Raw genomic sequence first — 19,385 nt, forward strand, 5'->3', positions numbered from 1 at the left:
CAAGCGCAAGAGCGCATTCAAAAAATTGTTGAAAATCTTTTTGAACAAGAGGGGAAAGTCAGTTCACTAACCTGTTTCCCTTATTTAAAAAATACGACATAATAGTTTTGATTTAGTATTATTTAACTTTAATTCCTAAGTGACGTTGCCCTCCTTTTTTTTTACAGAAATAAAGTGAATCAGGTCATAACATCGCCTTATAGTAAACACCAAAACAACTGCCCTTCGACAACGCAAAGAGGGCGTGTATCGAAGGGCAGAATCAATGGATGAACCTCTAAGTCGGGATTTTAGGTCACTGAATTGGTAAAAAGTGCCTTTCAGATGTCATAGTGCATCCACCGAAGATTGGCTGCTTTTGCTCGGAAATCCTTTTTCCTGCAAAAAAACTTCCCACTCTCCAACGAGGTTTTTCTTCAATACCCGGGGGAATTTATTTTGACCACCCATCTTGCCTTTTTTCTCCATCCAACCATAAAACGCTTTTGAAGGCAAAACGGTAACAATCACTTCTTTCAGCGCATGACGGCGCTCTACAATGTAATCGTCATTTAATAATTTAAGGTGACTGTCTATTTTATCGCGCAGTTGCTCCGGGTCCACTTCGTCGTCGGTGCCAATGTACCAATGATGGGCAAAAAGCGAGTCGGCCCGAACTCCCGCCACCGTAAATTCTTTGACCCGGATTCCGAGTTCTTCGGCGGTCAATTCAATAGCTTTGTTCATGTTTTCGACCGAAAGGTGCTCCCCGCAAAGACTCAAATAGTGCTTGGTACGACCCGTAACCGAAATTTCAGCCCGACGTTTATTGACAAACTTAATCGTATCGCCAATCAAATACCGCCAAGCGCCCGAACAGGTGGAAATCAGCAGTGCGTAGTCCACTCCTTCCTTCACGTCGTCAATCATCAGCGTTTCCAGGTTGGCTACGAGTTCGCCGTCTTCGTTAAAGTTTTGCTCATTAAACGGTACAAATTCGTAAAAAATACCGTTGTCCAACACCAACTTCATTCCATCGGCATCGGGGCGATTTTGAAAAGCAATAAACCCTTCGGATGCTAAGTAGGTATCAATGTAAATCAGTGGATGGGCCAATAATTTCTCAAAACCCACACGATACGGCTCAAACGATACGCCTCCGTGCCCAAAAACGGTTAAATTTGGCCAAATATCATGGATGTTATTGAGTTGGTAGCGCTCAATGATTTTTTCCATAATAATCTGCAGCCATGCCGGCACCCCGGCCATAAAGCCAATGTCCCAATTGGGTGCCTCTTCCACAATCTTTTCCAGTTTGCGGGTCCAATCGCGCTCACGGGCTATTTCGCGACCGGGTTTGTAGTAAGGTTCAAACCAAAAGGGAATATTTTTAGCGTTGATACCACTTACGTCTCCTTCAAATCGACCTTCATCAATGGCAGTCAGGTCACTGCTTCCGCCAATCATCAAGAAGTTTTTCTCGTAGATATCGCTTGGCAACTCTTTGTAACGACCCAAAGACAAAATCTGACGAATACTGGTATTCCGAAAGGATTTTGTCATGGCTTTGGTAACCGGAATGTACTTGGACGCCGCCTCAGAAGTACCCGAACTCAAGGCAAAATATTTGACACGCCCGGGCCAACACACATTTTTTTCGCCTTCGCGGGCTTTGTGCCACCATTCCCGGTACATTTTTTCGTAGTTGTGAACGGGAACAAGCTGCTTATATTTTTCATAAAAACTCTTGTCTTCTTCAAAAACTGCCGTATTGAGAATTTCTTCAAAGTTATATTGCTCCCCAAACTGCGTGTAACGCGCTTTTGCCAGTAGCTTGCTCAACGTTTTTCGCTGAACTTTCGCAAAGTTTACTTTCCTGTTTTGGATACGCGTCGTGAGTGAGAGTCCTCCTTTTAACAAGTTTCCCAAAAGTGCCATGCTATCAGGGGTTTTTAGTGTTGATGTCTTTCATTGAACGCTTAATTAAACTGCCATTCCTGCATTAACTTGATGGTCTGATAGGCTGTCATATCATACTGACAGGGAACTACAGAAACATAATTATTGCCCAAGGCCCATTCGCAGGTATCTTCCCGGCCTTCATCAAAATTGACAAAATTGCCAGCCATCCAGAAATAATTGCGGCCGTAAGGGTCTTTTCTCTTCTCAAATTCTTCCTGCCATTTTCCGTTGGTTTGCCGACAAATTCGCAATCCTTTAATGGATTCGTGCGTTTTTTTTGGGAAATTAACGTTTAGGGCCACTCCTTTGGGCAATCCATTTTCCAACACGGCCTTGGCCAATTGCAAAATGTACGGCTTGGTATGCGAAAAATCAGCATTGGGTCCAAAGTCACACAATGAAAATCCAATCGCTGGAATGCCTTCTATCGCTGCCTCAATCGCTGCCGACATCGTTCCTGAATACAACACACTGATGGAACTGTTGGAACCGTGATTGATACCGCTGACGACCAAATCGGGTGTCCGGTCTTTTAAAACGTAATGTTTTCCTAATTTCACACAGTCAGCCGGGGTGCCGCTGCATTCATACGCTTTTACATCTTCAAAAATCTCAGTAGCGTGCAATCGTAAGGGTTCTCCAATCGTAATGGCGTGTCCCATTCCCGATTGCGGACTGTCGGGAGCTACGACAACCACCTCGCCCAATTCTTTCATTAACTCTATTAACGTCTTGATTCCTAACGATGTAATACCATCATCATTACTGACTAATATAAGTGGTTTTTTGGAATGCATAGTGGAGTATGGCTCATTTTTAGGCTGGCAAAGTTACAGACAAATCATCATATTTACACGAGACTTACTCATAGCCATTTTTTAAAGTAATCTTTCCGCCTTTTTGTATCGTAAGTTCTACCAAATCTCCTGCCGCTTTTTTCAAAGTTACCCCTTTTTGAGACTTTATAAAATAGGTTTTAAAAGGCCATTTGATACGCGCCACTCCCCCTTTTTCAGCTTCAACGGTCAATTCGTCCACCAATCCGCCCATGCGGGTGGCACTGACTAAAAAAGCACCTTCGGTCCGCAAATTCGTAAACGACACCTCTTTCCAATCGATAGGGACAGCGGGAAATAACTCAATAAATCCTGCATAGCTCTGAATGAGCATCTCCTGAATACCTGCCGCATAAGCAAAATTTCCCTCTAACGTAAAGGGACGGTACGTAAATTTGGACAGACCCGATTTGGTTTGGTCGCCGTTGACGTGGAAGGAGTTGGGCAAACAAAAGGCCGTGGCAAAAGTCCTTAACGTTTTAGCCGCCCCTACTCCGTCTTTGGCCCGGGCTTTCAAACTTCCCAACCACGCATACGAGTAGCCGCACCACCAATCCGGGCCGATTTTATCCAACAAAGTAAGACTGTTTTTGATGATTTTTTGGTCATTTTCACCATTTCCCCAGCGTATTTCTCCCAACGGATGAATGGCCATCAAATGCGAAAAATGCCGATGGGATTGATTGTAAGGCAGAGAGGGCGCAAATTTCAATTCGGCATTTTCAGAAACGGCATAGGTTGCAAATTGCTTAAAGATGGTTTGCCAGTGCGCAGCCTCCTGCGTGAGTTTCAGCTCGGTGGCCAACTCTGCGACCTTACTAAACGTGAATCGCATCAGCGACAGGTCGTAATTGGTATTCTCAGAAAACCAGGCCGTTACCTTATTGTCGTTGATTTCAGGGCTCGAACTGATGGGCAATTGGCGTTGACCCTGGGCATTCAGAAAGGTATTTTTTTCGAGAAACGTTGCCACTTCTTTGAACCATGGATAGGCCCGTTTTTGAAGAAAATCGCGGTCCATGCTGTAGCGCCATTGCAGGTAATAATGCTGCGCCAACCACGAAGACACCGTAGGTGAAAACGAATATTGAATCCACCCCCCCATCGGTACGCCCGTCAGCGTGGTCACGCCCGGTACGTTGATTCCGTCGGTTTGGTAAAACCATTTTGTATAATCGCGGTACGCTTGGCGGTTTTGGTCGAGATGGTCCAAATAACCGATTCCTTCTTCCAAATGATTGGCGGTGTAACTCGGCCAATAACTCAATTGGGTATTCAAATCATGGTGAAAATCCCCTTTCCACGGGGGAAGGCGACCATTATCGGCCGTCCAAACCGCCTGCAACGAAATCGGCGGCGCACCCCGGCGAGCAGTGCTGCCAAATTTGTACTGTTCCAAATAATACTGCTTTTCCAAAACGGCATCGGGCAATTTAATGCTCGACTTCGCCCAAAAGTGTTGCCACCAAGCGGTATGACTCACCAAGGCTTTCTCAAAAGACAACACATTGGCCGTCAAGGTACCTGCCTGCGTTTTTGGTTTATTTGGATAATGCGCCGAAATAGCCCAAACGCCTTCCCAAGTATCTGTTTTGGTTTGTTTCCAACGCACGCTTACTTCGTATTCAAAACCACCCCAGCCTTGCTGACGATAGGTGTACGAAGTGCCGTTTTCGATCACTTTCCCCTGTTTATACCCCAATCGCGCCAAATCATCGCCCGCTACCGAGCCTCCGGCGGTTTTATCTACTTCGCCTTCGTATTTTGGGGCCAACAAATTGATTCTAAACTCTTTTACGCCATCCAGCCGAAAATAGCCAAGGTGATTTTCTGCGTGCACAAACGAAGTCAATTTAGCCCCGTTTGTCCATTTTACTTCGGCTATCGCTTTCTGAATGTTCAACCGTGCGGAAGTCACATTCCCCCACTCTTTTGTATCTATTTCCAAAGCCGCCCCGGGAATTTTGCTCGGGGCGGGCTCCCGCTCGTACGGCACATCGCCGTATTGCTGCACAGCTTTATAATTGTTTTTCTTGATTTGTTCCTGTACCCATTGGTAGGTAAATTCGGGTTTATTCATGCCTTCCATCGGGCGCAAATCCCACAATTCGGCATGGTCGAGCGAGAAGCGCAGTTGGTCTCCTTTTTGCCAAATCAATTCACCCATAAAGCCATTGCCCAACGGAAGAGCTTCGTCCCAGCGTGTCGGGAGTTTGTCAAAAATCAAATCATGTTTTGGTGAAACCTGGGCAGCAGATTGGTGATTTACCCATAAGAAAGCAATTGACAATAAGCAGAAAAGGCAATTAAGCATGATATGTTGTTTTTCTTGAACGCACAAATTTTATGCAATTTAATGGAACGCTGATTCCGAAAGCATTCGGAATGATTTTTATGATGAAATTATGTGTAAACAATAATCTTACAAATCTATCCGAGAATCATGTAACAACTCCTTTCATCATGCACCGTACCTTTGTCGTATCAAAATAGTACGCCTCAATGGAAACGATAGAAGCAGAAAAAGAACAAAAAATAACGATTCCTGTGACGGGCATGACGTGCGCGGCCTGTGCGGGCAGCGTTGAAAACGTGCTCAATAAACAGGAAGGGGTGCTGGAATGTGCGGTCAATTTTGCCAACGAAACAGCCCAAATCACCTTTAATGCGAATCAAACCTCGCCCGAAGCCCTCAAAAAATCGGTGCAGGTGGTGGGGTATGATTTGATCATAGACACCGAAAATGCCCAAGTCAAACAAGCTGAATTAAAAGCGACACACGTAGAATCTCTCAAAAACAACGTGATTTGGGCGAGTGTTTTGGCAGTACCCGTGGTGGTGATTGGCATGTTTTTCATGGACTTACTCTACGCCAATTGGATCATGCTGGCGCTTACAACGCCCGTATTGGCGCTGTTCGGCAAAAGTTTTTTCATCAACGCCTGGAAACAGGCCCGCCATGGTCAAGCCAATATGGATACACTCGTGGCACTCAGTACAGGAATTGCGTTTCTTTTCAGTCTTTTCAATACTGTTTATCCTGAGTTTTGGCACAGTCGAGGGCTGCATCCGCACGTGTATTATGAGGCAGCAGCCGTGGTGATTGTGTTTATTATGTTGGGAAAATTGTTGGAAGAAAAAGCCAAAGCCAATACCTCATCGGCCATCAAAAAACTGATGGGTTTGCAACCGCATACCGTTTGGATCATTGAGAACGGCGAAGAAAAAGAAGTGGAATTGGCCCAAGTTCGCATTGGCGACCGCATTTTGGTAAGGCCGGGCGATAAGATTGCTGTAGACGGAAAAGTACTTTTTGGTTCTTCGTTTGTGGATGAAAGTATGTTATCGGGAGAACCTATTCCCGTTGAGAAACCAAAGGGAACTAAAGTTTTTGCGGGCACCGTCAATCAACAGGGAAGTTTTCGGTTCATTGCCGAGAAAGTAGGCGGCGATACGTTACTGGCGGGCATCATCCGGATGGTTCAAAACGCCCAGGGCAGCAAAGCACCCATTCAAAAATTGACCGACAAAATCGCGGGTATTTTTGTCCCAATCGTCATGGGCATTTCCATTTTGACGTTTGTAACTTGGTTGCTGTTCGGCGGCGAAAACGCGCTGTCGCAAGGCTTATTGGCAGCGGTTACAGTGCTGGTCATTGCCTGTCCGTGTGCGTTGGGCTTGGCTACGCCCACGGCCATCATGGTGGGTGTGGGCAAAGGAGCCGAAAACGGCATCCTCATCAAAGATGCCGAAAGTCTGGAATTGGCCCACCGAATCAATGCCATCATTTTGGATAAAACGGGTACTATTACGGGAGGAAAACCTACCGTCTCCGACCATTTTTGGGTTGAAAATAATGAAATTCAAAAGAGCATTTTGCTCGCCATCGAAAGCCAATCCTCTCACCCTTTGGCCGAAGCCGTTGTCAATCAATTAAAAGCCGAAGGCGTAAAAACACGGGTCGTACAGCAATTTGAAAATGTGGCAGGTCGAGGCATTAAAGCCACGGTTGACGGCCAAAACTACTACGTGGGCAGTCCTGCCTGGATGACTGAGCGGCAACTTTCAATGGTACATTTGCCCGTTGAGCAATGGCAATCGGAGGCCAAGACAGTTACTATTTTTGCCAATGAAACCCAAATTTTGGCAACTTTCGCCATCACTGACCCTATCAAAGCCTCCTCAGCCACAGCCATTGAATCACTTCAAAATCAAGGCATTGAGGTTTATATGTTGACGGGCGACAATACCCAAACGGCCCAACAAGTAGCGAAGCAGGTTGGCATTAAACATTTTAAAGCTCAGGTGCTGCCCGCCGACAAAGCGGCCTTTGTGGAAGAATTACAACGGGCCGGCAAAGTCGTGGCCATGGTCGGCGACGGCATCAATGACTCGCACGCCTTGGCGCAGGCCGACGTAAGTATTGCAATGGGAAAAGGCTCCGACATTGCCATGGACGTGGCCAAAATGACGCTCATTTCGAGCGATTTGCAAAAAATCCCGCAGGCCATTCTGCTGTCCAAATGGACAGTAACAGCCATCCATCAGAATCTGTTTTGGGCATTTATTTACAACTTAATCGGAATTCCGCTGGCGGCGGGTGTGTTATACCCCTTCAACGGTTTTCTGCTCAATCCAATGATTGCGGGCGCGGCCATGGCGCTGAGCTCGGTATCGGTCGTGGGCAACAGCCTGAGATTGAAACTCAAACGTTTGTAGTACGTTATCAGTGTATCCGTTAACTGTTATCCTAAATAATTAAGTTCAAATCGACAATCGTCCATCAAAAATCGTCCATCCAATAAATCATGGAAACCTTACAATTCAAAACCAATATCAATTGCGGAGGCTGCGTAGCAAAAATAACTCCGTTTTTAAACCAACTCGAAAACGTGGAAACCTGGAAAGTGGACACTAATAATCCCGAAAAGATATTAACAGTATCGGGCGAGGATTTGACCTGCGAACTCATCGAAACGGCCGTGCAGAAAGCGGGGTTTGAAGCCGCAGAAGTATAGTATCATTCGGAAAATGGAGAAACGGATAAAGGAACACGTCCGTTCTCCGTTTCTCCGTCCTCCGTGACTCCAACTTTAAATCCTATTCTCCCCTTTCCACGCTGTGACTGGGTTTCTGAACGGTTTTTCAGCGTCGTAATTTGGATTAGGAACGGGTATCAATGCCCTCGTTTCTTTTTGCCAATTTCTTAGTTTTTTAAGCATTTTTTGAGCTAATTCAGGTTGCTCCTGTGCCAAATCATGGGTTTCTGAAACGTCTTCTTTTATGTTGTACAACTCCAAGCGTCCATTTTCAAAGTATTCTAACAGTTTATAATCGCCCGACAAAATGGCGCCCGTCGGCGGTCGCTGAGGGGTGTGATAGTGCGGATAATGCCAATACAAAGTACGATTTCGGAGTGCCGATTGTCGATTTTGAAAAATACCAGCAAAGCTTACTCCATCTACATCTTTTTTCTTAGGTAAATGCGTCATTTCCAGCAGTGTGGGCACAAAATCAATGCTGCAAACCGAGCTTTCATTTTGGGTTTGGGGCTTTGTCATTGTCGGGTAGCGCACCAACAGAGGCACCCGAATGCCGCCTTCATAATAAAACCCTTTACCTTCCCGCAGCGGAGCGTTGCCATCCACCTCGACCAAGCCGCCATTATCGGAAGTAAAAACCACGATGGTATTTTCGCGCAGCCCTAACTCGTTCAATTTTTCCAGAATTCGTCCCACACTTTCGTCCAAACTCTGGATCATGGCGGCGTAGGTCGTGTTCTGCTTCGTCAGGCCCAACTGCTTCTTTTTCTCATCGTATTTTTTGACATATTCTGGTTTGCCTTGCAGGGGTGTATGCACTTGATAATAGCTCATATTCAGAAAAAAAGGCTTACTGGTCTGCGCATTTTTCTCCAACAATTTCAGGGCTTGGTCGGTCAGAAAATCCGTTAAATAATCACCCTCTTTCCCGCCTTCAGGTAAAAACTTCACTGAGTAATCGGCCGTCGGCGTCACGTTTTTGTACGGATAAAAATAGGAACCGGGTTGCCCTTTGGAATGCCCGCCAATATTGACGTCAAAACCTCGGTTGTGCGGCCAAAACTCTTCCGTTTCTCCCAAATGCCACTTGCCGATGTGGTACGTAGCGTAGCCGTTTTTGTGTAAAATTTCGGGCAAAATTTCTTCTTCCAACGGCAGTTCATAGCGCATTCGAGCCGTCGTCAATTTTGCATACGGATACACCACGCCCGGAATCCAATCGGTGATTTTGAGGCGAGCCGGATACTTGCCCGTCATGGTGCTCGCTCGCGTGGGCGAGCACACCGCACAGGCAGAATAAGCCCGCGTAAACTGCATTCCTTCCTTCGCCAATTTATCCAAATTAGGGGTTTCGTGAAACGTATTTCCGTAACACCCTAAATCGGCCCACCCCAAATCGTCGGCCAATAGAAAGATCACATTGGGCTTTTGGGGCGCGGCAGGCGTTACGTAAAAGCTAAGGCTGAAAACCAAGGGCAGCAACAACAATAAAAGGACTCGTTTTTTCATGGTTTAGGAAATACAAAATGAAGCAGCAACTTAATCATAATTTTGAAAAATTCTGTCAGATTCAGATACCACTGGTAGTACTTTTTACCCGTTTTGTTCTTTAACAATAAAGATTCTTATCTAAACAAGTCCTGTTGAATCCCCGCAAAGATGCATTTACCTCTGTTTCTACTTTTATTAATTCCCACCTTCTGCATTGCTCAATCCTCTACCGGGCTACAATCACCTAAAGAAACGGTTGTTTTCCAAAACGGCCAAGACGGCTACAAATGCTACCGCATCCCCGCCATTGTCAAAGCCCCAAACGGCGATTTACTCGCTTTTGCCGAAGCCCGCCGTAACAACTGCGGAGATTTTGGCGACGTCGAAATCGTAATGAAACGCAGCAAAGACAACGGCGTTTCTTGGGGGAAACTGCAAATTGCCGCTGACAACGGCAACGACCAAGCCGGCAACCAAGCGCCCGTTTTTGACTTAAAAGACAAACAATTTCCCAAAGGACGCCTTTTCCTGTTTTACAATACAGGTATCGCCCACGAACAGGAAGTGCGCGAAGGAAAAGCCATTCGGGAAGTGTGGTACAAAACCAGCACTGACAACGGGCAAACGTGGTCCGAACCCGTCAATATCACGACTCAGGTTTCCAAACCCAACCAACCCGAAATCAATCCAAATTACCATTTCAAGGAGGATTGGCGCTCGTACGCCAATACACCCGGCCACGGATTGCAAATTCAAAAAGGCAACTACAAAGGCCGAATTTTTATCGCCGCCAATCACTCCGCAGGGCCTCCACAAAAACAGTCGCGAGATTATGTGGCACACGCTTTTTACAGCGATGACCACGGAAAAACCTTCAAACTTTCACCTAACGTAGCTTATGCAAGCAGTAATGAAGCCATTGCCGCCGAAACCTCCGATGGAAGTTTGCTGTTCAATTGCCGCAACCAATCGGGCGGTGCTAAATACCGAATTCAGGCGTTTACCAAAAATGCGGGGGAAACCTGGGACGAAGTAAAAATCATGAACGACCTTCCCGACCCTGTTTGTCAGGGGAGTATGATTGATTTCCAACCCAAAAAAGGGCAAAAAGTATTGATTTTTTCCAATGCCAACAGCCAAACCAAACGCGAAAAATTAACCGTCCGCGTCAGCTATGACGATGGAAAAAGTTGGTCGGCAGGCAAAGAAATCTACGGAGGGCCGGCGGCCTATTCTGACTTAGTAGTGCAAAAAGATAAGAATATTGGGGTTTTGTACGAAAAAGACGATTATACTCAAATCGTTTATGCTTTCTTTAGGTATGATTGGTTGGAACCACATAGGTAGATAGAACACATAGGAACGTAACACTTTGTGAAACTCTGTGAAAAACCGCTGCGGCGGACCGCTCAGTGTAACTCTGTGGTACAATAAAAACGTCTTAACAAATCGTATGAAAAAGAAACTCTTTTCATTCTTCGCTTTCTTTTTAATGTTAGCAACCGGCTTTCTGTCTTTCAAACCCCAAGACAAACGCCCCAATATCCTCATTATTTTCTCAGACGACCACGCCCTGCAAGGCATTGGTGCCTACGGAAGTCCGTACATCAAAACACCCAACATCGACCGATTGGCCAAAGAAGGAGCTTTGTACCAAAACATGTTTTGCACCAATTCACTTTGTGCGCCGAGTCGGGCTACTCTGCTGACGGGCAAATTCAGCCATAAAAACGGCCACAAAGACAACCTGACACAGTTTGATGCTGGTCAGAATATGTACCCCAAATACCTACAGGCCGCCGGATATCAGACGAGTTGGATCGGCAAATGGCACTTACAGGCCACACCGCAGTATTTTGATTATTGGTCGGTTCTGCCCGGACAGGGAGCCTATTACAACCCCGATTTTATTGAAATGGGCAATAAAACCGTTCGCGCAGAAGGCTATGCCACCGACGTTATTACCGACAAAGCCCTAAAATGGCTGAGCAGCGACCGCGACGATTCCAAACCGTTTTGTTTGGTCATCGGCCACAAATGCCCGCACCGCAATTGGCTTCCCGATACGGGTGATTTACGAGCGTTTGACAATGTCAAATTTCAATTGCCTAAAACATTTTATGATACCTACGAAGGCCGCCTCGCCGCCAAACGCCAAGACATGACCGTGACCAAAACCATGCGTTTGAAAGAAGATTTGAAGGTAGACGCGGGCGACGATGCCTTTGTGAAACGCATGAATCCCGCCCAGCGCAAAGCATGGTTGGCCTATTATGACCAAGTGACGGCCGATTTTAAAAAGAAAAACCCGTCGGGCCGCGCCCTCGACGAATGGAAATACCAACGCTATATGCAGGATTATTTGGGAACACTCCTCTCGCTCGACCGCAACGTAGGTCGCGTGTTGGATTATTTGGATAAAACGGGTTTAACCGAAAACACCATCGTGATTTATTCTTCCGACCAAGGGTTTTATTTGGGCGAACACGGTTGGTTTGACAAACGCTTTATGTACGAAGAATCGCACCACATGCCGATGCTGATTCGCTATCCAAAGCACATCAAACCGGGCACCATTGACCGAGCCATTCACAACAATACTGATTTTGCGCCCACGATTTTACAGGAAGCAGGTCTCCCCGTTCCTTCTGATATGCAAGGGCAATCCTTTTTTAGTAAAACACCCCGAAAATCAACGTATTATCACTATTACGAATATCCCGCCGAGCACAGCGTGCAAACTCATTTCGGCATCCGTACTGACCGCTATAAGTTGATTCGGTTTTACAATGACGGTGAATATTGGGAACTCTATGACCTCAAAACGGACCCCTACGAACTGAAAAACCAGTACGGCAATCCGGCCTACAAAACCATTCAAAAACGGTTATTGACTGATTTAAAGAAGGTTATTCTCCAATATGAAGACACCGAAGCGGGGGAGATTTTGAAGAAAGAAGGAATTTAAAGAAGAGCAAGAAGCAAGTAGAGCAAATTGGCAAAAAATATTTACGCCTTTGCAGGTGAAAAACACCTGCAAAACGCTGCTAATGATATTTGAGAAAACTCGTTGGTAAAAAATACCAGCAAGGGAAAAACCTTTGCCTCTCAGCTCCTTTGCCTTTTCTCTGCGTGAAATGAAACTCAACCAACTATGCTTAAAAACTACGCCAATCAATACCGAAATAATCTCCTGAACGACGTCATTCCTTTCTGGATTAAGCACTCGCTCGACCGCGAACAGGGAGGCTTTTTCACTTGCCTTGATTCACAGGGACAAGTCTATGACACTGATAAATTCATTTGGCTGCAAGCCCGCCAAGTTTGGACGTTTTCCATGCTGTACAACCGTTTGGAACAACGTCAGGAATGGCTCAATGTGGCAGAGCACGGGGCCGATTTTCTTTTAAAACACGGTCGTGCGGCCGATGGAAGTTGGTATTTTTCCACCATCCGCGAAGGAAAAGCGCTCATTCAACCTTACAACATTTTCTCGGATTGCTTTGCTACGATGGCCTTTGGGCAATTATCTCAAGCCGCTCAAAATCAAGAATATGCCGACATAGCGAAAACTACATTTGAGCAAATCCTAAACCGCCGACACAACCCCAAAGGCCCGTGGAGCAAAGCCGTAGCAGGGACGCGTCCGCTCAAAAATTTTGCCTTGCCGATGATTCTCTGTAATCTGTCGCTGGAAATGGAGCATTTGTTGGATAAATCATTAGTTGACCAGACAATCCACGAATGTATCCACGAAGTGATGGAGGTGTTTTATGAGCCAAAATCAGGCCTAATTTTGGAAAACGTTACCCCAGATGGCAGCTTTTCGGATAGTTTTGAAGGACGTCTGCTCAATCCCGGACACACCATTGAAGCCATGTGGTTTATCATGGATTTGGCCGTGCGGCTCAATGATAAAGCCTTACTGGAAAAAGCAGTCAAAATCACGTTAGACACCCTTGAATACAGTTGGGACCGAGAATTTGGCGGTATTTACTACTTCATGGATATCAAAGGAGCGCCGCCTCAACAGTTGGAATGGAATCAGAAATTGTGGTGGGTACACGTCGAAACACTCATTGCGCTTTTGAAAGGCTACCAACACACGCAAAACCCAGCCTGTTGGGAATGGTTTGAACGCGTTCACAGCTACACTTGGTCGCACTTCCCTGACCCGGTCCATGGTGAATGGTACGGCTATTTGGACCGCAGAGGCGAAGTTTTATTACCGCTCAAAGGCGGCAAATGGAAAGGCTGCTACCATGTGCCACGGGCATTGTATCAGTGTTGGCAGACGTTGGAGGGGATGAATAAAAAATCAATTAAGGCTTTCTAAAGTCCTTGATTTAAAAGGACAAATCAGTAAAGGGTTCTAAAAAATTTGGTTATGTTTAGCCCTATAAAACTAACCTGCAATGAGAAACCTCTTTATCTGCCTTTTGGTGGGCCTAACTGTTCCTGCTATCGCTCAAAAACCAACGTTGGAAAACTTAAAAGACTCCATCCTCCTAAAACTGAAATCTGTAGAAGGTGTATTTGGCGTTGCTTTTAAAGATTTACAAACCAACCAAACCCTGTTGATCAACGAAAAAGAAAACTTCCATGCGGCAAGTACCATGAAAACGCCCGTCATGATTGAAGTATTCAAGCAGGCCAAAGCCAAAAAATTTAAGTTAACCGATTCCATTTTAGTTAAAAATGAATTTAAAAGTATCGTCGACGGCAGCCCGTTCAGTCTCGATATCAGCGATGACAGTGCCGATGGGATGTACAAAAAAATCGGTACAAAAATGACGATTTATGACCTGACGTATCAGATGATTATTGTCAGCAGCAATCTGGCTACCAACATTTTAATTGATTTGGTGAACGCCAAAAATGCCAACACTACCATGCGAAAAATGGGAGCCCGGGACATACAGGTGCGACGAGGTGTGGAAGATACCAAAGCATTTAATTTGAACATGAACAACTCCGTTACGGCCTATGACTTACTGCTTATTTTTGAACAAATCGCGCGCAAGAAGGTTGTAAATAAAAAAGCGTCTGAAGCCATGACCCAAATTCTGTTTGACCAAAAATTCAACGAAGTAATTCCGGCTCATCTTCCCAAAGATGTGAAAGTGGCTCATAAAACAGGTTCCATCACGGGCGTACAGCATGATTCAGGTATCGTATTTTTGCCCGATGGACGAACGTATGTATTGGTAGTTCTCTCCAAAAAACTCACCAACACAAAAGCTGGTGTAAAGGCCCTTGCGGAAGTATCGGAGATGATTTACAATTTTATTAAATAATCAGGAGCAGAGACCGTAGTTACCGGCTAATGAATGCTTTAGCTGCTAATAACCTAATTTTAAAATGAAAAGAAGAAAGTTTATTGCGGCGTCGTCTATGTTGGGTCTAAGCAGCGTTTCATCGGTACTTGCCGCAGAATCGGCTCCCAAAGCAGAGAAAGAAGTGTATGAATTGCGGTCTTATGAATTGAAAATGGGTGGCATGGGCCGTTTGGAAGCATACCTCCAAAATGTACTGATTCCCGCCATGAACCGCTTGGGAGTAACCAAAATCGGTGTTTTTAAAGAAGTAGGTAAAGATGAACCGGCCAAATTGCATTTGCTGTTGGTGTATCCTTCCCAAGGAAATTATTTTCAAATCAAAACCCAACTGAAAACCGACGCCGAATTTATCAAAGCGGCCGAAACCTACCACCAAACTCCTGTTGATAAAGCAATTTATGACCGTGTCAGCAGCTCTCTGATGTTGGCTTTTGACGGTATGCCTCAATTAATGACGCCCGCCAAAGAACCCAGAATCATGGAACTACGGACCTATGAAGGCTATAACGAAGATGCGGTGCGGAGAAAGATCAAAATGTTTAATGACAGCGAAATTACGATTTTTAACAAGACTGGTCTGCACATTGTATTTTTTGGAGAGGTGTTGATTGGCTCCCGAATGCCTTGTTTGACATACATGCTAACCTTCAAAGATATGGAAGAACGCAACGCCAATTGGGCAAAATTCAGCGCCGATCCGGATTGGAAACAGGTCTCTCAAGCAACTGAATATGCAAATACGGTTTCACGCATTGAGCGTATTTTTCTGGAACCAACAGCCTATTCATATATTTAGATTGGCATTTCATTAACAAATTACTGATTTATTACCATTTTCATTAGGGGTTATTTAATATATTAGTACTTTTGCAGGGCTATAACGTACAGATTATAAGTTAAGTAGCGTTTATTAGTAAGATAATTCATAGCTTTGCAGAAATTAAAGAACATTAGTGTTACTTAATTTATCCGAAAGCGTCAAAATAAAGAGTTTTTCATAACGTTGAGTAAAGTCAAAAAGCCGCGTGGATTTTCCGCACGGCTTTTTTTTGTCCATAAATTGACATAACTTTTATTTTAAGGAGTATTAAGTAAATAGTACCAAGTATTGCGTTTTTGTCAAGTTATTGATAAACAGACGATTATACATTTTCCAAATACTCAATTACTTAATACTAAATACTTAAAACCATTCAGCTTGCATTTCGACGGTTGTTCGGTCGCTGCTCGTCAAGCGTTGCGACAAAGAAATCGTTTTGACAAGTTCATATTCAAAAAAATAATGAGCAGTAGCAATCTTGCCTTGGTAAAAGTTCCGGTCGCTTTCGGAGACAGCCTGAACCAACGCTTTTTGTGCCTGAACGGCTTGTTTCAACCATTGCCACGCGATGGTTACAATACCGAAAAACTCTAAATAAAGAGTAGCGTCGGCCAAAAACACTTCTACATTTTGGGAGGCAAGCGCCAGTAAATGTTCCGTTACTTTTTGGACCCTTCCAAGTGCTTTTTCCAATAATTCCCCTAAATTTTTCAAAGTAGAATTTTTAGACTCGCCAATGGTTTGTTGGATTTCCTGCATCAGAAACTGTACCCCTTTTCCCCCTTTCAGGGTAATCTTCCGACCCAACAAATCCAAGCCGTGAATTCCGGTTGTTCCTTCGTGAATGGGGTGAATACGTGCTTCGCGGTAGTACTGCTCCATCGGAAAATCGGTAGTGTAACCGGCCCCGCCCAAAATCTGCACGGCCGCGCTCGTGGTTTGGCAGCACATTTCTGAAGGATACGATTTGGCGATGGGGGTCAGCAAATCAAGCAGCAGTTCGGCACGCTCTTTGGTTTCGCCTTCGGCAACGTGTGCCAAATCCGACCACAAGCCGCATTGGAGCAACAATGACAGCGAGCCTTCTACCACCGACTTTTGGAACAACAACATCCGTTTAACGTCGGCATGGTTGATAATCAATGTTTGAGGTTGAGTTGGGTCTTTGGCGCCAATGGGTCGTCCTTGGGGGCGCTCTTTGGCGTAGGCAAGCGAGGCATGATAGGCCGCCGTTCCGATGGCAGCCGCATTTGTGCCTACCCCTACGCGGGCTTCGTTCATCATCTGAAACATGTACGACAATCCCTTGTGCGGCTCGCCCACCAGGTAGCCTTTGCAATCATCGTTAGAGCCAAACATCAAGTGCGCAATCGGCGCTCCCTTATAACCCATTTTATGATAAACACCGGCCGTGGTAACATCGTTTTCCGATAATCCGTTATCCTTTATCCGTTTTTGGGGTACTACAAACAACGAAATGCCTTTAGTACCCACGGGGCCACCTTTGATTTTGGCCAAAAGTAAATGAACCACGTTTTCGCAGGCATCGTGGTCACCGCAGGAAATAAAGATTTTTTGACCCTGGATTTTGTAAACACCTTCCTCATTGGTAGGTTGAGCAGTCGTCGAAATATCAGACAATGAACTGCCGGCGTTGGGCTCGGTCAGCGCCATGGTCCCCTGCCAACGTCCGTTGTACATGAGCGGCGTGTAGGTTTCAATCAATTCGGGAGAGCCAAAACTGCGAATCAAATTGGCCGCGCCCGTTGTCAAGAAAGGATACACACTAGCGGAGTAATTGGCTGCCTGAAAGATAAACGCCGCCGCATTGTGAACCGTAACGGGCACCTGCTGACCGCCTTCTTCGTAGCTAAACGTGGCATTGATCCATCCATCTTCCCCAAATCGTTTGACAATGGCTTTCATGCCTTCATGGACTCGGATTTTCCCTTCTACCAACTGAGGCTCTTTTCGGTCCATTTCGATAAGTAGCGGATGCAGCATTTTATCGGCAATTTGTTCGGCAGCATCCAAAACCATATCAAAAGACTCACGATTATGATCTTGAAAATAAGCGTATTGAGTCAGTTGCTCCACATTGAGCAACTCATACAAATTAAACTGGAGGTCGCGTTTAGAAAAATACATGGGGTGATTCGTTGTCTGTTAACTGTTATCAGTGAATAATAGGAATGAAGTAAAAAAAGTAAAGCCAGTGAAGACATTGTCTGAAAAATTAAGGCTGGTGCGGACACCAACCTTGAGATAGCAATAATTCAATGGACTTTTTCAGTAGGTACTGTGAGAGGCATTGATGAAGTAAGCCATTCATTACAGTCCTCCCTGCAAGGCATGGAATTGCTTAAAAATCACTGATAAATGGTTTGTGGAATTTGCACACAATGGCATTTGCGTTTGTACTCGACGGGAGTAAGGCCCGTGATTCTTTTAAAATGTCCGAAGAAATTAGACCGGTTATTGAAACCACATTCAAAACAAACTGCCTCTGTTGTAATGCTGCTGTCTTCTACCAGCATTCTTTGCGCATGACTGATTCGGATTTCTATCAAAAAATCATGGAAAGTTTTCTTAGTCATCATTTTAAAATAGCGGCAAAATGATGTAACGCTCAAATTGGCCACAGAGGCAATCTCTTCCAAGGTCAATTCTTTCTTATAGTTTATCAGCGTATAATTATAGACTTTATTTAGTCGGTCAGTCTCTTCCTTGTTGGGATGATATAAGGCATCTTTGGTAGAAATCGGATGCATGTCTTCACTTTCAGTCAATATTTCCAGCATGGTAAGAATAAGCACAAGCCGCTGCAACCCAGTCGTTTTAGCAGATTTGATCATTAACGGAATCAGCCGTTCGCGGGCACTTCCCGTAATGACCAATCCTGCTTTTGCCTTCTCATATAAATAATGAATGGCATCGGATTCTGATTTTTTTAGGAAATCCTTCCCCATAAAATCAGGCAAAAACTGAACAACGACCGCTTCGGCTGTGATGTTAGGGTCTTGCCTGAAATACTGTTCGTTGCAGCGCCACATGTGAGGCAAGTTTTCTCCCAATAAAAGCAGTTCACCCGCATTAAAATTGCTGACATTATCTCCTACAAACCTTACTCCTTCGCCCCTTACTATATAATGAAGTTCCAATTCAGGATGATAGTGCCACACGGTCCCGAAATTAGGAAGCGTGTGATGGCGTGACACATGAGAACTTAAAATATCTCGTGGTACTAAATAAAATTGAGGTTTCATTTTGTCTGAGCAATGATGTTAGGTTATACCTGCCAACAATTTTACAATAATTATATTTTATCTCAAAATACAACAAAAATCTGTCTCTGCGCTGAATTATCTCAATTTATACTGTTTTTGAAGCCTATTGCGGCAATCAAGTGCCAATAGCCTGTATGAATGGTAATTTCATAAAAATACCCTAAATAGTGATATGATAAATTTGCGTACATAATAGATAATTAATTGAACGAGGTTTCACCCAGTTTCCCAGACATTTGCACTCACAATAATGGTTCAAGTCATCCTAACCAAGTGAAACTATGATAAACCCTTTAAAATCAAAAGAATCTATTTGGAACGCTATGAAATCAGGCGTAGTAAAAATTGCCCTAATCTTAGTAATCCTGCCTGTTTTCAACGCGTTTTCCAGCCCCACCGTCGCAGATCGAATGATTAGGGGAATGATAAAAGATGCGGCAAATAACGCTCCGTTGCCAGGGGTAAATGTAATACTCAAAGGCACTCAAAGAGGAACTACCACCGACGTAAACGGGAAATACGAACTCAGCATCCCCGATCAGGACGCTCAATTGGTCATCAGTTTTGTAGGGTACCTGTCACAAACAATTGATGTTGGCAGCAATTCTACGCTTGATATTACCTTGCGC

General features: G+C 44.8%; 14 protein-coding genes. 8 read left to right on the top strand and 6 right to left on the bottom strand.

What is annotated here, in order from left to right; translation table 11 throughout:
- Nucleotides 1-327: 327 nt before the first annotated feature.
- From Q0081_RS04275 to Q0081_RS04285, 3 genes are all read right to left on the bottom strand, one after another.
- On the bottom strand, nt 328-1,917 hold the full coding sequence (locus Q0081_RS04275; RefSeq protein ID WP_298349743.1) for a GH3 auxin-responsive promoter family protein: 1,590 nt from the start codon (nt 1,915-1,917) through the stop codon (nt 328-330).
- Nucleotides 1,918-1,958: 41 nt separating this feature from the next.
- On the bottom strand, nt 1,959-2,738 hold the full coding sequence (surE, locus tag Q0081_RS04280) for a 5'/3'-nucleotidase SurE (protein ID WP_298349744.1): 780 nt from the start codon (nt 2,736-2,738) through the stop codon (nt 1,959-1,961).
- Nucleotides 2,739-2,802: 64 nt separating this feature from the next.
- On the bottom strand, nt 2,803-5,091 hold the full coding sequence (locus tag Q0081_RS04285; RefSeq protein WP_298349745.1) for a glycosyl hydrolase family 95 catalytic domain-containing protein: 2,289 nt from the start codon (nt 5,089-5,091) through the stop codon (nt 2,803-2,805).
- 188 nt (nt 5,092-5,279) lie between these two features.
- On the opposite strand from Q0081_RS04285, the gene Q0081_RS04290 reads away from it, so the two are divergent.
- Nucleotides 5,280-7,496 carry a cation-translocating P-type ATPase gene (locus Q0081_RS04290; RefSeq protein ID WP_298349746.1) on the top strand — a complete coding sequence of 739 codons (2,217 nt, stop codon included), beginning with the start codon at nt 5,280-5,282 and terminating at the stop codon, nt 7,494-7,496.
- An 89-nt stretch (nt 7,497-7,585) separates the two neighbouring features.
- Nucleotides 7,586-7,795: a heavy-metal-associated domain-containing protein gene (locus Q0081_RS04295; protein WP_298349747.1), complete on the top strand. Its 210-nt coding sequence runs from the start codon at nt 7,586-7,588 to the stop codon at nt 7,793-7,795.
- 75 nt (nt 7,796-7,870) lie between these two features.
- On the opposite strand, the gene Q0081_RS04300 is transcribed toward Q0081_RS04295, so the two are convergent.
- On the bottom strand, nt 7,871-9,328 hold the full coding sequence (locus tag Q0081_RS04300) for a sulfatase (protein WP_298349748.1): 1,458 nt from the start codon (nt 9,326-9,328) through the stop codon (nt 7,871-7,873).
- Nucleotides 9,329-9,478: 150 nt separating this feature from the next.
- Between Q0081_RS04300 and Q0081_RS04305 the strand changes: the two genes are divergently transcribed.
- The 5 genes from Q0081_RS04305 to Q0081_RS04325 all read left to right on the top strand — a co-directional run bounded on the left by Q0081_RS04305 (nt 9,479) and on the right by Q0081_RS04325 (nt 15,445).
- Entirely contained in the window at nt 9,479-10,657 is a 1,179-nt protein-coding gene (locus Q0081_RS04305; protein WP_298349750.1) for an exo-alpha-sialidase, read from the top strand.
- Between the two features lie 106 nt (nt 10,658-10,763).
- Nucleotides 10,764-12,278, top strand: a complete 1,515-nt coding sequence (locus Q0081_RS04310; protein ID WP_298349751.1) for a sulfatase — start codon at nt 10,764-10,766, stop codon at nt 12,276-12,278.
- A 186-nt stretch (nt 12,279-12,464) separates the two neighbouring features.
- Nucleotides 12,465-13,646 (top strand): AGE family epimerase/isomerase, encoded by a 1,182-nt coding sequence (locus Q0081_RS04315; protein WP_298349754.1) that lies wholly within the window; start codon nt 12,465-12,467, stop codon nt 13,644-13,646.
- A 79-nt stretch (nt 13,647-13,725) separates the two neighbouring features.
- Complete coding sequence (locus Q0081_RS04320; protein WP_298349755.1) at nt 13,726-14,607, top strand: serine hydrolase; 882 nt, start codon at nt 13,726-13,728, stop codon at nt 14,605-14,607.
- 64 nt (nt 14,608-14,671) lie between these two features.
- Nucleotides 14,672-15,445, top strand: a complete 774-nt coding sequence (locus Q0081_RS04325) for an NIPSNAP family protein (protein ID WP_298349756.1) — start codon at nt 14,672-14,674, stop codon at nt 15,443-15,445.
- A 387-nt stretch (nt 15,446-15,832) separates the two neighbouring features.
- On the opposite strand, the gene Q0081_RS04330 is transcribed toward Q0081_RS04325, so the two are convergent.
- Both Q0081_RS04330 and Q0081_RS04335 read right to left on the bottom strand, forming a co-directional pair.
- A complete protein-coding gene (locus Q0081_RS04330; protein WP_298349757.1) occupies nt 15,833-17,617 on the bottom strand; it encodes an acyl-CoA dehydrogenase in 1,785 nt (594 codons plus the stop codon).
- Nucleotides 17,618-17,838: 221 nt separating this feature from the next.
- Nucleotides 17,839-18,735 (bottom strand): AraC family transcriptional regulator, encoded by an 897-nt coding sequence (locus Q0081_RS04335; protein ID WP_298349759.1) that lies wholly within the window; start codon nt 18,733-18,735, stop codon nt 17,839-17,841.
- Between the two features lie 302 nt (nt 18,736-19,037).
- Here Q0081_RS04335 and Q0081_RS04340 point away from each other — a divergent pair.
- Nucleotides 19,038-19,385, top strand: a 348-nt coding sequence (locus Q0081_RS04340) for a carboxypeptidase-like regulatory domain-containing protein (RefSeq protein ID WP_298349761.1), incomplete at its 3' end; no start/stop codon positions are given.

The organism is Runella sp. (genome assembly GCF_027484545.1).
GTDB lineage: Bacteria > Bacteroidota > Bacteroidia > Cytophagales > Spirosomataceae > Runella.

Coding starts and splice junctions, on each gene's coding strand:
- Q0081_RS04310 (WP_298349751.1), top strand. CDS start 10,764: ATGAAAAAGAAACTCTTTTCATTCTTCGCTTTCTTTTTAATGTTAGCA.
- Q0081_RS04300 (WP_298349748.1), bottom strand. CDS start 9,328: ATGAAAAAACGAGTCCTTTTATTGTTGTTGCTGCCCTTGGTTTTCAGC.
- surE (WP_298349744.1), bottom strand. CDS start 2,738: ATGCATTCCAAAAAACCACTTATATTAGTCAGTAATGATGATGGTATT.
- Q0081_RS04275 (WP_298349743.1), bottom strand. CDS start 1,917: ATGGCACTTTTGGGAAACTTGTTAAAAGGAGGACTCTCACTCACGACG.
- Q0081_RS04330 (WP_298349757.1), bottom strand. CDS start 17,617: ATGTATTTTTCTAAACGCGACCTCCAGTTTAATTTGTATGAGTTGCTC.
- Q0081_RS04285 (WP_298349745.1), bottom strand. CDS start 5,091: ATGCTTAATTGCCTTTTCTGCTTATTGTCAATTGCTTTCTTATGGGTA.
- Q0081_RS04305 (WP_298349750.1), top strand. CDS start 9,479: ATGCATTTACCTCTGTTTCTACTTTTATTAATTCCCACCTTCTGCATT.
- Q0081_RS04290 (WP_298349746.1), top strand. CDS start 5,280: ATGGAAACGATAGAAGCAGAAAAAGAACAAAAAATAACGATTCCTGTG.
- Q0081_RS04295 (WP_298349747.1), top strand. CDS start 7,586: ATGGAAACCTTACAATTCAAAACCAATATCAATTGCGGAGGCTGCGTA.
- Q0081_RS04315 (WP_298349754.1), top strand. CDS start 12,465: ATGCTTAAAAACTACGCCAATCAATACCGAAATAATCTCCTGAACGAC.
- Q0081_RS04320 (WP_298349755.1), top strand. CDS start 13,726: ATGAGAAACCTCTTTATCTGCCTTTTGGTGGGCCTAACTGTTCCTGCT.
- Q0081_RS04335 (WP_298349759.1), bottom strand. CDS start 18,735: ATGAAACCTCAATTTTATTTAGTACCACGAGATATTTTAAGTTCTCAT.
- Q0081_RS04325 (WP_298349756.1), top strand. CDS start 14,672: ATGAAAAGAAGAAAGTTTATTGCGGCGTCGTCTATGTTGGGTCTAAGC.